The organism is Citrobacter sp. Cpo126 (assembly GCF_030332445.1).
Classification (GTDB): domain Bacteria; phylum Pseudomonadota; class Gammaproteobacteria; order Enterobacterales; family Enterobacteriaceae; genus Citrobacter; species Citrobacter portucalensis.
The window spans coordinates 1-12,940 of sequence record NZ_JAOWHT010000041.1; the positions used below are offsets into that span (position 1 = coordinate 1).

13 protein-coding genes, 1 pseudogene and 1 other annotated feature are annotated in these 12,940 nt (G+C 51.9%); of the genes and pseudogenes, 4 read left to right on the plus strand and 10 right to left on the minus strand.

The window, feature by feature from the left end:
* From OGY17_RS18755 to ugd, 3 genes are all read left to right on the plus strand, one after another.
* The coding region (locus OGY17_RS18755; protein WP_286608033.1) for a phosphohexomutase domain-containing protein at positions 1-962 on the plus strand (962 nt) is incomplete at its 5' end.
* Between the two features lie 169 nt (positions 963-1,131).
* A complete protein-coding gene (gene gnd / locus OGY17_RS18760) occupies positions 1,132-2,538 on the plus strand; it encodes an NADP-dependent phosphogluconate dehydrogenase (RefSeq protein WP_063940469.1) in 1,407 nt (468 codons plus the stop codon).
* Positions 2,539-2,773: 235 nt separating this feature from the next.
* Positions 2,774-3,940 carry a UDP-glucose 6-dehydrogenase gene (ugd, locus tag OGY17_RS18765; RefSeq protein WP_234103730.1) on the plus strand — a complete coding sequence of 389 codons (1,167 nt, stop codon included), beginning with the start codon at positions 2,774-2,776 and terminating at the stop codon, positions 3,938-3,940.
* Between the two features lie 60 nt (positions 3,941-4,000).
* On the opposite strand, the pseudogene OGY17_RS18770 reads toward ugd, so the two are convergent.
* Positions 4,001-4,284, minus strand: a pseudogene (locus tag OGY17_RS18770) (protein CapI); the annotation flags it as partial.
* Between the two features lie 171 nt (positions 4,285-4,455).
* Between OGY17_RS18770 and wzzB the strand changes: the two are divergent.
* Complete coding sequence (gene wzzB, locus OGY17_RS18775) at positions 4,456-5,439, plus strand: LPS O-antigen chain length determinant protein WzzB (protein WP_286608036.1); 984 nt, start codon at positions 4,456-4,458, stop codon at positions 5,437-5,439.
* A 55-nt stretch (positions 5,440-5,494) separates the two neighbouring features.
* Here wzzB and hisIE read toward each other — a convergent pair whose 3' ends face one another.
* The 9 genes from hisIE to hisL form a co-directional block, all read right to left on the minus strand.
* Positions 5,495-6,106: a bifunctional phosphoribosyl-AMP cyclohydrolase/phosphoribosyl-ATP diphosphatase HisIE gene (gene hisIE, locus OGY17_RS18780; RefSeq protein WP_060683597.1), complete on the minus strand. Its 612-nt coding sequence runs from the start codon at positions 6,104-6,106 to the stop codon at positions 5,495-5,497.
* Entirely contained in the window at positions 6,100-6,876 is a 777-nt protein-coding gene (hisF, locus tag OGY17_RS18785) for an imidazole glycerol phosphate synthase subunit HisF (protein ID WP_060683598.1), read from the minus strand. Before hisF ends, hisIE begins: the two co-directional genes overlap by 7 nt.
* Positions 6,858-7,595: a 1-(5-phosphoribosyl)-5-[(5-phosphoribosylamino)methylideneamino]imidazole-4-carboxamide isomerase gene (hisA, locus tag OGY17_RS18790; protein WP_048235079.1), complete on the minus strand. Its 738-nt coding sequence runs from the start codon at positions 7,593-7,595 to the stop codon at positions 6,858-6,860. Before hisA ends, hisF begins: the two co-directional genes overlap by 19 nt.
* Entirely contained in the window at positions 7,595-8,185 is a 591-nt protein-coding gene (gene hisH / locus OGY17_RS18795; protein ID WP_001103544.1) for an imidazole glycerol phosphate synthase subunit HisH, read from the minus strand. Before hisH ends, hisA begins: the two co-directional genes overlap by 1 nt.
* Positions 8,185-9,252, minus strand: coding sequence for a bifunctional histidinol-phosphatase/imidazoleglycerol-phosphate dehydratase HisB (gene hisB / locus OGY17_RS18800; RefSeq protein WP_192463872.1), 1,068 nt, complete (start codon positions 9,250-9,252; stop codon positions 8,185-8,187). Before hisB ends, hisH begins: the two co-directional genes overlap by 1 nt.
* Positions 9,249-10,328, minus strand: coding sequence for a histidinol-phosphate transaminase (gene hisC, locus OGY17_RS18805; protein WP_192463871.1), 1,080 nt, complete (start codon positions 10,326-10,328; stop codon positions 9,249-9,251). The genes hisB and hisC overlap by 4 nt, the downstream gene beginning before the upstream one ends.
* Complete coding sequence (gene hisD / locus OGY17_RS18810; protein ID WP_048235082.1) at positions 10,325-11,629, minus strand: histidinol dehydrogenase; 1,305 nt, start codon at positions 11,627-11,629, stop codon at positions 10,325-10,327. Before hisD ends, hisC begins: the two co-directional genes overlap by 4 nt.
* 127 nt (positions 11,630-11,756) lie before the next feature.
* On the minus strand, positions 11,757-12,656 hold the full coding sequence (gene hisG / locus OGY17_RS18815; protein ID WP_060683602.1) for an ATP phosphoribosyltransferase: 900 nt from the start codon (positions 12,654-12,656) through the stop codon (positions 11,757-11,759).
* A gap of 45 nt (positions 12,657-12,701) precedes the next feature.
* Positions 12,702-12,824: a sequence feature (His leader region), on the minus strand.
* Entirely contained in the window at positions 12,800-12,847 is a 48-nt protein-coding gene (gene hisL, locus OGY17_RS18820) for a his operon leader peptide (protein WP_100250077.1), read from the minus strand. Its footprint overlaps the feature before it by 25 nt.
* Positions 12,848-12,940: the final 93 nt, after the last annotated feature.

The following is a 12,940-nucleotide window of genomic DNA, read 5'->3' on the forward strand; positions in this document are numbered from 1 at the left end:
CGGTTGATGAGACAAAACGTGGCCGCTACCAGCGCATTACTACCCGTGATGCCTACATTGACCACCTGCTGGGTTACATCAATCCCGCCAAACTGAAACCGATGAAGCTGGTACTCAATTCCGGCAACGGCGCGGCAGGTCCGGTGGTTGACGCCATTGAAGCCCGTTTTAAGGCGCTGGGCGTGCCGGTCGAGTTCATCAAAATTCACAACACGCCGGATGGCAGTTTCCCCAACGGTATTCCCAATCCTCTGCTGCCGGAATGCCGGGCCGACACGCGCCATGCAGTGATTGAACACGGCGCGGATATGGGGATTGCCTTCGACGGTGATTTTGACCGCTGCTTCCTGTTCGATGAAAAAGGTCAGTTCATTGAGGGCTACTACATTGTCGGCCTGCTGGCGGAAGCGTTTCTGGAGAAGAATCCGGGGGCGAAAATTATCCACGACCCGCGCCTGTCCTGGAACACCGTGGATGTGGTGACGGCGGCAGGCGGTAAACCGGTGATGTCAAAAACCGGGCACGCGTTTATCAAAGAGCGGATGCGCCACGAAGATGCCATTTATGGTGGCGAAATGAGCGCGCACCACTATTTCCGCGATTTTGCCTATTGCGACAGCGGAATGATCCCGTGGCTGCTGGTGGCGGAGCTGCTGTGTCTGAAAGGACAGTCGCTGGGCGAACTGGTCCGTGACCGGATGGTGGCCTACCCGGCGAGCGGAGAAATAAACAGTACGCTGGCAGAGCCGGCGGCAGCGATTGCGCGCGTGGAGCAGCATTTTTCCCGTGAGGCGCTGTCGGTGGACAGAACGGACGGTATCAGCATGTCGTTTGTCGACTGGCGCTTCAATTTACGCTCTTCCAATACCGAACCGGTGGTGCGCCTGAACGTGGAATCGCGCGGAGATATTCCATTGATGGAAGAAAAAACGAAACTAATTCTGGATCTGCTCAGGAAGTAGATAAGTGTGCTGTAGGTGCACTGCTGAGTTACTGCTTAGAGAGAATTAGGCAATTGGTGTGACATAGATCAGCAAAAGCTATTCATTCATCCTATTACTGAGTTAACATCTGGAATACATTTAAGCCGCGCATACCTTGCGCGGTGACCACACCTGACAGGAGTATGTAATGTCCAAGCAACAGATCGGCGTCGTCGGTATGGCTGTGATGGGGCGCAACCTGGCGCTCAACATCGAAAGCCGTGGTTATACCGTCTCCATCTTCAACCGCTCCCGCGAGAAAACTGAAGAAGTTGTTGCCGAGAACCCGGGTAAGAAACTGGTTCCTTATTACACGGTGAAAGAGTTCGTCGAGTCTCTTGAAACCCCACGTCGTATCCTGTTAATGGTTAAAGCAGGGGCGGGAACTGATGCTGCTATCGATTCCCTGAAGCCGTATCTGGATAAAGGCGACATCATCATTGATGGTGGTAACACCTTCTTCCAGGACACTATCCGTCGTAACCGTGAACTGTCCGCTGAAGGTTTTAACTTCATCGGTACTGGCGTATCCGGCGGTGAAGAAGGTGCCCTGAAAGGTCCATCTATCATGCCTGGTGGCCAGAAAGAAGCGTATGAGCTGGTTGCGCCTATCCTGACCAAAATCGCAGCCGTTGCGGAAGATGGCGAGCCGTGCGTGACCTATATTGGCGCTGACGGCGCAGGCCATTACGTGAAGATGGTTCACAACGGCATCGAATATGGCGATATGCAGCTGATTGCTGAAGCCTATTCCCTGCTGAAAGGCGGTCTGAACCTGTCTAACGAAGAACTGGCAACTACCTTTACCGAGTGGAATGAAGGCGAGTTGAGCAGCTACCTGATCGACATCACCAAAGACATCTTCACCAAAAAAGATGAAGAGGGTAAATACCTTGTTGATGTGATCCTGGACGAAGCGGCGAACAAAGGTACCGGTAAATGGACCAGCCAGAGTTCTCTGGATCTGGGCGAACCGCTGTCGCTGATCACCGAGTCTGTATTCGCGCGCTACATCTCTTCTTTGAAAGACCAGCGCGTTGCGGCATCTAAAGTGCTGTCTGGCCCGCAGGCTAAACTGGCTGGTGATAAAGCAGAGTTTGTTGAGAAAGTTCGTCGCGCGCTGTACCTGGGCAAAATCGTCTCCTACGCGCAGGGTTTCTCGCAACTGCGTGCCGCGTCTGACGAATACAACTGGGATTTGAACTACGGTGAAATCGCGAAGATCTTCCGCGCGGGCTGCATCATTCGTGCGCAGTTCCTGCAGAAAATCACCGACGCCTATGCTGAAAACAAAGGCATTGCTAACCTGCTGCTGGCCCCGTACTTCAAAAATATCGCTGACGAATATCAACAAGCGCTACGCGATGTAGTGGCTTATGCCGTGCAGAATGGTATTCCGGTACCGACCTTCTCTGCAGCAGTAGCCTACTACGATAGCTACCGTTCTGCGGTGCTGCCGGCTAACCTGATCCAGGCCCAGCGTGACTACTTTGGTGCACATACGTATAAACGCACCGATAAAGAAGGTGTGTTCCACACCGAATGGATGGAGTAAGTCTTCTGACGTACACTAGCCCGGTTTTTTGACCGGGCTTTTTTTTATCTCAAATTCAATTGATTTAAGTTGATTGCTTAATCTTTTCTTAATATTCCTGGCGTAATCTGATAAAGAAAATCTTAATTGTTTTAACCTTCGTTGACATGATATTCAAAAAAAAGTTAAAACATTATCCTCTTATCAAGATGTACGGCATCATGATTAAATATTAAGATAATACTGAGAGCATGAAATGAAAATCGCCATTTCTGGTACTGGGTATGTTGGTCTGTCAAATAGTCTTCTTATCGCCCAACATCATAAGGTCATTGCTCTGGACATTGTTCCCTCACGTGTCGAGATGCTAAATAATCAGATGTCTCCGATAGTTGATCAAGAAATTGAACAGTATCTGCAATCAAAAGATATAAAATTCGAAGCTACACTAGATAAATACTACGCTTATCAGAGTGCAGAGTTTGTCATTATTGCAACCCCAACAGACTACGATCCTAAAACTAATTACTTTGATACTAGTAGTGTCGAGTCAGTCATACAGGATGTTATTGAAATAAATCCAGATGCCTTAATGATAATAAAATCGACAGTTCCTGTCGGTTTTACTCAATCAATGCGTCAAAAATATAGAACAGATAATATCATCTTCTCCCCTGAATTCCTGCGTGAGGGTAAAGCTCTATACGACAACCTGCACCCATCTCGTATCGTTATTGGTGAACGTTCCGAACGTGCCGAGCGCTTTGCCGGGTTGCTGCAGGAAGGAGCGGTGAAGAAAGATATCCCGACCTTATTTACCGACTCGACTGAAGCCGAAGCCATCAAGTTGTTCGCTAACACCTATCTGGCGTTACGTGTGGCTTACTTTAACGAACTGGATAGCTATGCCGAAAGCCTTGGTCTGAACTCACGGCAGATTATTGAAGGCGTGTGCCTGGATCCGCGGATTGGTAATCACTACAACAATCCGTCATTCGGCTATGGCGGCTACTGTCTACCGAAAGATACTAAGCAGCTGTTGGCGAATTATGCATCTGTGCCGAATAACATTATTGGCGCGATCGTTGATGCGAACCGTACGCGTAAGGACTTCATTGCAGATTCTATTCTTGCGCGTAAGCCTAAGGTAGTTGGCGTGTACCGTTTGATCATGAAAAGTGGTTCCGATAATTTCCGGGCATCATCGATTCAGGGCATCATGAAGCGCATTAAGGCAAAGGGCGTGCCCGTTATTATCTATGAACCGGTCATGGAAGAGGATGAATTTTTCCATTCCCGAGTTGTGCGTGATCTTAATACGTTCAAAAATGAAGCAGACATTATTATTTCTAACCGCATGGTATCAGAATTAGCTGATGTTGCAGAAAAAGTATATACCCGCGATTTGTTTGGTAGTGATTAATCTCGTCTCCATAAAAAAGGCCTTAATATAAGGCCTTTTTTATTTTAATCAGGCCAGTAATCAAACTTTGTAGAAATCACGGTACCAGTCAACAAAGTTCTTCATCCTATCTTTTATCGTGGTTTCAGGTTTAAAACCAATTACCTCATACAGTGCTTTAGTGTCCGCGCTGGTTTCCAGAACATCACCTAGCAGTAGCGGTAGCATATTTTTCTTCGCTTCAATACTCAGTGCATCTTCCAGAGCCTGGATATAGTCCATTAGCTCAACCGGTTAACTATTGCTGATATTGTCGACGTGATAGGGCGCATGCTGGCCGCGGGCGTGCGCGTCTCTACGGTCCATTACGTGTCTGCATCAGTCCACTTTTTTAAACGTATCGTTTTCCAGTAGTGTTTGAAATACAAATCAAAATACCTGAAACAATTTGATTTTTTTATCATTAATCCTATGGCATTGCTGCAATTTATAGCTAAACTAATCCCAGTTTAAGTCTTTCCTTATTTAGGGTTTCTATGTCTGTAAGTGATAACAACATGTCCGGGCGCAGTCACGATCCGGAACAGATTGATCTGATTGATTTACTGGTACAGTTGTGGCGTGGGAAAGTAACAATCGTTATCGCGATTGTTATTGCCATAGTGCTTGCTGTGGGCTATTTGGCAGTTGCTAAGGAGAAATGGACCTCAACAGCCATTATAACTCAACCGGATGTTGGTCAGATAGCTACATATAACAACGCCCTCAATGTGTTGTATGGTGTCAGCGCCCCCAAGGCTACTGAACTGCAGACAAACGTGGTTGGTCGTTTTAGTACTTCTCTCTCTGCATTGGCTGAAACGCTTGATAATCAGGAAGAACCACAGAAACTGTCAATTGAACAATCTGTTAAAGGTCAACCGCTGCCGTTGGCGGTTTCTTATGTGGGTAGCTCACCAGAAGACGCTCAGCGTCAGCTCGCCGAATACATTCAACAAACAGATGAAAAGGTTGCTAAAGAGCTAGAACTTGACCTGGTTGATAATATCAAGTTGCAAACCACCACGTTGCAAGACTCTCTGAAAACTCAGGAAGTGGTCGCGCAGGAGCAAAAAGATCTGCGAATTAAGCAAATTCAGGAAGCGCTGCGTTATGCAGAGCAGGCCGGGGTGACTAAGCCGCAAATTCAGCAGACGCAGGATGTGACGCAGGACAGTATGTTCCTGTTGGGTAGTGATGCCCTGAAGTCCATGATTGAGCACGAATCTACACGTCCTTTGATATTGTCTGATAACTACTTCCAGACCAAGCAAAAGCTGTTGGATATTGAAAGTCTTAAGCTTGAAGGGGCTGAGTTACACGCCTACCGCTATGTGATGAAACCAACGTTACCGATTCGTCGTGACAGCCCGAAAAAAGCGATTACCCTCGTGCTGGCGGTTCTGCTCGGTGGGATGATTGGTGCAGGCGTGGTGCTGGGGCGAAATGCTCTGCGTGGTTACAAAGCCAAAGCTGAGTAAGTCTAAAGCTGACAACAAAAAACCGGGCAGTGCCCGGTTTTTTCATATCTGCAACTTACTGATGACGCTTACGTAAATTCTCAATCACCGTCGTCAGGTCGAGGTCCTGGTCTTGCAGCAGCACCAGCAGATGATACATGAGATCAGAAGCTTCATTTGTCAGCTCAAAACGGTCGTTAATGGTCGCAGCCAGCGCGGTTTCTACGCCTTCTTCGCCCACTTTCTGCGCGATGCGTTTGGTGCCGCTGGCATACAGTTTCGCGGTGTAGGAGCTAGCTGGGTCAGCGGTTTTACGTTCGGCCAGCAGTTGCTCAAGCTGATACAGGAACAGCCACTGGTGGCTTGCGTCACCAAAGCAGCTTGAGGAGCCTTTATGGCAGGTCGGGCCAATCGGGTTAACCAGCACCAGCAGGGTGTCGTTGTCGCAGTCAGGCGCAATGCTCACCACATTCAGGAAGTGACCGGAGGTTTCTCCTTTGGTCCACAGGCGCTGCTTGGTCCGTGAGAAAAAGGTCACTTTGCCGCTTTCGATCGTTTTATCCAGCGCCTCCGGGTTCATATACCCCAGCATCAATACTTCACCGGAAACCGCATGCTGCACGATGACTGGCATCAGTCCGTCGGTTTTTTCCCAGTCCAGTTCGCGGCATTGTTGCTTCGTTAACATATCCTGATCTCCACGCCCTGTGTTGCCAGGTACGCTTTTAATTCGCCAATATTGATAATTTGTTTGTGGAAGACGGAGGCGGCAAGCGCGCCGTCAACGTCGGCATCCCGGAAAGCTTCGAGAAAGTGTTCCATGGTGCCCGCACCGCCGGAGGCAATCAGCGGGACGTGGCAAACATCACGCACTTTTTTCAGTTGCTCCAGGTCATAACCGTTACGTACGCCGTCCTGGTTCATCATGTTCAGGACGATTTCGCCCGCGCCTCGTTTTTGGACCTCCTGCACCCAGTCCAGTGTTTCCCAGTGCGTGACGCGGGTACGGCTTTCATCTCCGGTATACTGATTTACATGATATTTGCCGGTGTCGGCGTCATACCAGGTATCAATGCCCACCACGATGCACTGCACGCCGAAGCGGTCCGCCAGACGGGTGATAAGCTCCGGTTCGGCCAGCGCCGGGGAGTTGATGGAGATTTTGTCCGCCCCGAAGGAGAGAATGCGCGCCGCATCGTCGACGGATTTAATGCCGCCTGCTACGCAGAACGGAATATCGATCACTTCCGCCACGCGTGATACCCAGCTTTTATCCACTACGCGGCCATCGCTGGACGCGGTGATATCATAGAACACCAGTTCATCTGCGCCTTCATCGGCATAGCGTTTTGCCAGCGGGACGATGTCACCAATAATCTCGTGATTACGGAACTGGACGCCTTTTACCACCTGCCCGTCACGGACGTCCAGACAAGGAATTATGCGTTTTGCCAGCATTGAATGGCCTCCTCAACGGTGAACTTTCCTTCCAGCAGGGCGCGTCCGACGATCACGCCGCGAACTCCGGTCCCGCGCAGGGCCGCTACGTCCTCGATTCCGCCAATGCCGCCAGATGACTGAAATGCCACCTGCGGGTATTTGGCGCACACTTCTTCATACAGCGCGACGTTTGAGCCTGCCAGCGTACCGTCGCGGGAGATATCGGTGCACAGCACGTGCTTCAGGCCAACGGGTAAATAGGTCTCAACCAGTTCTTCCAGTGAAACCCCTGAATCTTCCTGCCAGCCACTGACCGCAACCTGTTTATTCCCGTGCTCGTCAATACGAACGTCCAGCGCCAGTACCAGCGCATCGGCACCAAAATGGGCAAACCAGCTCTTGACTATCTCGGGAGATTTTACCGCCGTCGAACCCACCACCACGCGCGCCACACCTGCGTCAAGAAGCGCCGCCACGTCTGCTTCCGTACGCACGCCGCCGCCAACCTGTACCGGAACATTGACGCCAGCGACCAGCGTTTTGATCAGCGGGATCTGGCGCTGCGCCGGATCTTTCGCGCCGGTTAAATCTACCAGGTGCAGCACTTCAGCCCCCTGGGCTGCATAATCCTGCAAACGGGGGAGAGGATCGTTACCGTAATCACGTTGCTTAGCGTAATCGCCCTGATGAAGACGCACCACCGTGCCGTCGATTAAATCTAATGCCGGAATAATCATTACATCTCCAGAAAGTTTTTCAGCAACTGTGCCCCAGCCGCGCCCGAACGTTCCGGGTGAAACTGTACGCCAAAGAAATTGTCCTTTTGTACTGCCGCGGTAAACGGTTCGCCGTAATTGCACTGGGCGATGGTCCACGGGTTTACCGGCATAGCGTAGCTGTGTACAAAGTAGAAATAGGCGCCATCTTCAATACCCTGGAACAGACGGTTCCCCGCCTGCGGATAGACGCGATTCCAGCCCATATGCGGCAGCGGCAGACCGAAATCGGTCATCTTCGGGACGTCCTGCTCAATAATGCCCAGTAGGGAGACACCGTTACTCTCTTCGCTGCGACGGCCCAGCAGTTGCATACCTAAACAGATCCCCAGTACCGGTTGCGTGCAGGCTTTAATCAGTTCAATCAGTTCGCGCTCGTGCAACTGGTCCATAGCCGCCTGCGCGGTGCCTACGCCTGGCAGAAATAGTTTATCGGCGCGCAGCACCACGTCCGGGTCACGGCTGACAACAGGATCGTATCCGTGGCGTGCGACGGCGGATTTTACCGAATGCAGGTTGGCGCAGCCGGTGTCCAGAATCACCACATTCATTACAGCACTCCTTTTGAGGAGGGCAGCGTGTCGCCTTCTACACGAATCGCCTGACGCAGCGTACGGCCAAAGGCTTTAAACAGGCTCTCCACACGGTGGTGGTCATTTTTGCCTTTAGTTTTCAGGTGCAGGGTGACGCCCATAGTGTAGGAGAGTGAACGGAAGAAGTGTTCGATCATCTCCGTGCTCAGATCGCCAACGCGCTGGTAGGTAAACTCCGCGCGGTACTCCAGGTGTGGACGGCCGGAGATATCCAGCGCGCAACGTGCCAGACACTCATCCATCGGCAGCACAAAACCAAAACGGTTGATGCCGCGTTTATCGCCTAACGCCAGCTTTAAGGCTTCGCCCAGCGCCAGACCGGTATCTTCAACGGTGTGGTGATCGTCTATATACAGATCGCCCTTGACGGCAATCTCCATGCGAAAACCGCCGTGGGTGGCGATTTGATCCAGCATGTGGTCAAAGAAGCCAACGCCGGTATTAATTTTGCTGCGGCCTTCGCGGTCCAGCCAGACTTTGACGTCAATCTGCGTTTCTTTAGTATTACGCTCAACGTGTGCGTAGCGGTCACGTTTGGTCAACTGCTCGCCGATCATCGCCCAGTTCAGGGTATCGCGATGGTAACGCAATCCACTAATGCCCATGTTTTCAGCGAGCTGAATATCGGTTATCCGATCGCCAATAACGTAGCTGTTCTCGGTGTCCATGGCCTGTTCAACCAGATACTGCTCAACCAGCTTCACTTTGGGCTTTCGGCAAGCGCATTCGTCCGCTGGCAGGTGCGGGCAAATCAGCACTTCATCAAATGCCACGCCCTGAGAGGTGAATATTTGCATCATCAGTTTATGCGGACCGTCAAAATCGGCCTGCGGGAAACTCTGCGTTCCCAGTCCATCCTGGTTAGTGATCATAACCAGCTTAAAACCTGCTTTTTGCAGTTTCAGCAAAACGGGAACAACTTCCGGCTCGAAGGCGAGTTTGTCAAAGCGATCGACCTGAAAGTCACTTGGCGGTTCGGAAATCAGGGTTCCATCACGGTCAATAAAAAGATACTTCTGGCTCATACTTGCTCCGCACGTAAGGCGTCAATGACGCGCTGGCTCTCTTCACGGGTTCCGACAGTAATTCGCAGGCAGCCGCTTAACGAAGGTTGTTTATTCTGATCTCGTAAGATAATGCCCTGATCCCACAAAGATTTAAATACGCTGCTGGAGGCGGTGAAGCGCGCCAGAACATAGTTGGTTTCAGAATCGAATACCTGCTCTACACAGCGAATTGTTTTCAGGTTATCTACCAGATACTGACGTTCTTGCAGGATCTGCTCTACGCGTTTACGCATGGCGGAAATCCCTTGCGGCGTCAGCGCCTGGGCGGCGATATCTGCCACCGGCGTAGAGAGCGGGTAAGGGGCAATCACTTTTAACAGCAGATTGATAACCTCTTCATTCGCCAGCGTAAACCCGCAGCGTAAACCGGCGAGCGCAAACGCTTTGGACAACGTGCGTAATATCACCAGATGCGGATACTCAGACAGCCAGCCTGCCAGTGTGGCCTGCGGGCAAAACTCGATATACGCTTCATCGGCAACCACGATAGCTTTACCCTGCGTCATGTTGAGCAGCGAACGCAGATCCTGTGGCTTGATCAGTTGGCCGGTTGGGTTGTTCGGGCTGCATACGTAAACAACTTTCACACCATCAAGCTTGTCCGCGATGCCTTGCAAATCAAGTTGCCAGCTATCAAGGGTTGGAACGGTGCGGCACTCAACGCCAATCGTTTCGGCGCTGACGCTGTACATGCCGTAAGTTGGCGGGCAGTACAGAATCGCATCTTTACCGGGTTCGCAAAAAGCGCGCACGAGCAGTTCGATCCCTTCATCTGCGCCGCGGCTGACCAGCACCTGCTCCGGCTTGACGCCAGCATACTGCGCGTAATTCTCAATCACAGCTTTCGGCTGGCATTCAGGGTAGCGGTTCAGCGTTTGCTGAGTGAGCTGGAACTCAACGGCGGTTGGGTACTCATTCGCGTTGAGCCAGACATCGCCGTTACCGCCGAGACGACGGGCAGACTGATAGGGCGTTAATTCGCGAACATTCTTACGGGCTAAATCAGTGACGCTGAGAAAGTTGTCAGTGCTCATGCTTGCTCCTTCAGGGCGTTAACGCGCAGGGTGACGGCATTTTTGTGGGCAGTCAGTCGTTCAGCAGCGGCCAGTGTTTCAATGGTTGAGGCCAGGGCAGAGAAACCTTGTGGGGTTAATTCCTGTACGGTCATCCGTTTCTGGAAATCAGCCAGCCCAAGGCTTGAGCAGGTCGCGGTATAGCCGTAGGTCGGAAGAACGTGGTTGGTGCCAGAAGCATAGTCGCCTGCGGATTCCGGCGACCAGTCCCCGAGGAACACCGAACCGGCGCTGGTGATCTCATCAACCAGTTCACGCGCGTTGCGGGTCTGAATAATCAGGTGTTCCGGACCGTAGGCGTTAGATATTTCAACGCACTGCGCCAGATCTTTCGCCACGATTAAGCGGCTGGCGGAGAGCGCCTGACGTGCGGTCTCAGCGCGGGAAAGCTCAGCGAGCTGGCGTTCAACGGCTTTGGCAACGCCTTCGGCAAGCGTAGCGTCTGGCGTCAGGAGAATAACCTGCGAGTCGGGGCCGTGTTCTGCCTGAGAAAGCAGGTCAGAGGCAACAAAGTCCGGCGTCGCACCGCTGTCGGCGATAACCAGCACTTCGGACGGGCCAGCAGGCATGTCGATGGCCGCGCCGTCAAGACGCTGGCTGACCTGGCGTTTGGCTTCGGTCACATATGCATTGCCTGGCCCGAAGATTTTATCGACCTTAGGAATAGATTCGGTGCCCAGCGCCAGTGCGGCAATAGCCTGCGCGCCGCCTACATTAAACACCTCTTTTACGCCACACAGCTGCGCGGCGTAGAGGATTTCATCTGCAATCGGCGGCGGTGAGCACAGCACCACTTTTTTGCAACCGGCGATGCGCGCCGGGGTCGCCAGCATTAATACGGTGGAAAACAGCGGCGCCGAACCTCCAGGAATATACAGGCCCACGGAAGCGATAGGGCGGGTAACCTGCTGGCAACGCACGCCTGGCTGGGTCTCGATATCCACCGGTGGCAGGATCTGCGCGGTGTGGAAAGTATCAATATTACGCACCGCCGCCTGCATGGCTTGTTTCAGTTCGTCGCTCAGGCGACTGCTGGCTTGCTGGATTTCTTCCTCGGTCACGCGCAGCGCGCCAACCTCGGTTTTATCGAACTTTGCGCTGTATTCACGCAGCGCCCGGTCGCCGTTATTTTTGACGTTCTCAAGGATCTCGGCCACCGTACGGCTGATGCTTTCAGAGGCGGAAATCGCCGGGCGCATCAGCAGTTCGCGCTGCTGCTCAGGGCTATAGCTATTCCAGTCAATCAGGGTATTGAAGCTCATGGTCGTTACTCCATCATCGGGTGTTGCCGGATGGCGGCGCTGCCTTATCCGGCCTACAAGACCCGTAATATCAATGATTGTGACAATTCTTGTAGGCCTGATAAGCGAAGCGCCATCAGGCATCAGATCACTCCATCATCTTCTCAATCGGCAACACCAGAATTGAGCTGGCACCGAGCGCTTTCAGTTTTTCCATTGTTTCCCAGAACAGGGTTTCGCTGCTGACCATGTGCATGGCAACACGCTGCTGGTCGCCCGCCAGAGGCAGAATGGTAGGGCGCTCAGCGCCGGGCAGCAGGGCGATGACCTCGTCCAGACGATCGCTCGGCGCGTGCATCATGATGTATTTGGATTCACGGGCCTGAATAACCCCCTGGATACGGGTTAGCAGTTTGTCGATCAGTTGTTGCTTGGCTTCGGCCATTTCGCCGTCGCGCTGAATCAGACAGGCTTTAGAGCGGTAGATCACTTCTACTTCGCGCAGACCGTTGGCTTCAAGCGTTGCGCCGGTGGACACCAGATCGCAAATCGCATCAGCCAGACCCGCACGGGGAGCAACTTCTACAGAACCGTTTAACAGACAAGATTTAAACGAAACTCCTTTCTGATCGAGATAACGTTTGAGCAGGTGTGGGTAAGAGGTCGCGATACGTTTACCGTTCAGCGCTGCCGGGCCATCCCAGGCTTCATCAACCGGGGTAGCCAGCGAGAGACGGCAGCCGCCGAAGTCCAGACGGCGCAGGGTAAAATAGCGAGGGTCTTCACCCTGTGCCCGGCGGTTGAGCAGTTCCTCTTCCAGAACGTTTTCCCCGATGATGCCGAGGTCAACGACACCGTCCATCACCAGACCCGGGATATCGTCATCACGCACACGCAGAATATCGATCGGCATGTTCTCCGCCATCGCAATCAGGCGCTGGGTGTGAAGATTAATTTTAATGCCGCAACGGGCCAGTAATTCGCGTGAATCATCGCTTAAGCGGCCTGATTTCTGCATAGCTATGCGTAAACGGGTGTTGTCTAACATTCTTTATTCCTCGTTATCCTGTCTGAATCAGTTTGGGTCACGCACAAAAAAAAGCCCCCGGAAGAAATCTTCCGGGGGCTTTCTCATACGCTCATGCACCGCTGGAAGATTTAAACGTCTCCCAGCACACATCGCCTGAAAGACTAGTCAGGATGATGGTGATGATGGTGTTTGAATTGAGCGCGTGTCATAAATTTTCTCGATGAATGTTTATTCATTTGATGTCTTTTAACCTAAACCACTTTAGCTACGGAAAGCAAGGGCTTTTTTTGATCATTAATTCA

Excerpts from the sequence above, each read along its gene's own strand:
- gnd (WP_063940469.1), top strand. The coding sequence starts at position 1,132 with ATGTCCAAGCAACAGATCGGCGTCGTCGGTATGGCTGTGATGGGGCGC.
- hisA (WP_048235079.1), bottom strand. The coding sequence starts at position 7,595 with ATGATTATTCCGGCATTAGATTTAATCGACGGCACGGTGGTGCGTCTT.
- hisC (WP_192463871.1), bottom strand. The coding sequence starts at position 10,328 with ATGAGCACTGACAACTTTCTCAGCGTCACTGATTTAGCCCGTAAGAAT.
- hisG (WP_060683602.1), bottom strand. The coding sequence starts at position 12,656 with ATGTTAGACAACACCCGTTTACGCATAGCTATGCAGAAATCAGGCCGC.
- hisD (WP_048235082.1), bottom strand. The coding sequence starts at position 11,629 with ATGAGCTTCAATACCCTGATTGACTGGAATAGCTATAGCCCTGAGCAG.
- ugd (WP_234103730.1), top strand. The coding sequence starts at position 2,774 with ATGAAAATCGCCATTTCTGGTACTGGGTATGTTGGTCTGTCAAATAGT.
- hisIE (WP_060683597.1), bottom strand. The coding sequence starts at position 6,106 with ATGTTAACGAAGCAACAATGCCGCGAACTGGACTGGGAAAAAACCGAC.
- hisB (WP_192463872.1), bottom strand. The coding sequence starts at position 9,252 with ATGAGCCAGAAGTATCTTTTTATTGACCGTGATGGAACCCTGATTTCC.
- hisH (WP_001103544.1), bottom strand. The coding sequence starts at position 8,185 with ATGAATGTGGTGATTCTGGACACCGGCTGCGCCAACCTGCATTCGGTA.
- hisF (WP_060683598.1), bottom strand. The coding sequence starts at position 6,876 with ATGCTGGCAAAACGCATAATTCCTTGTCTGGACGTCCGTGACGGGCAG.
- wzzB (WP_286608036.1), top strand. The coding sequence starts at position 4,456 with ATGTCTGTAAGTGATAACAACATGTCCGGGCGCAGTCACGATCCGGAA.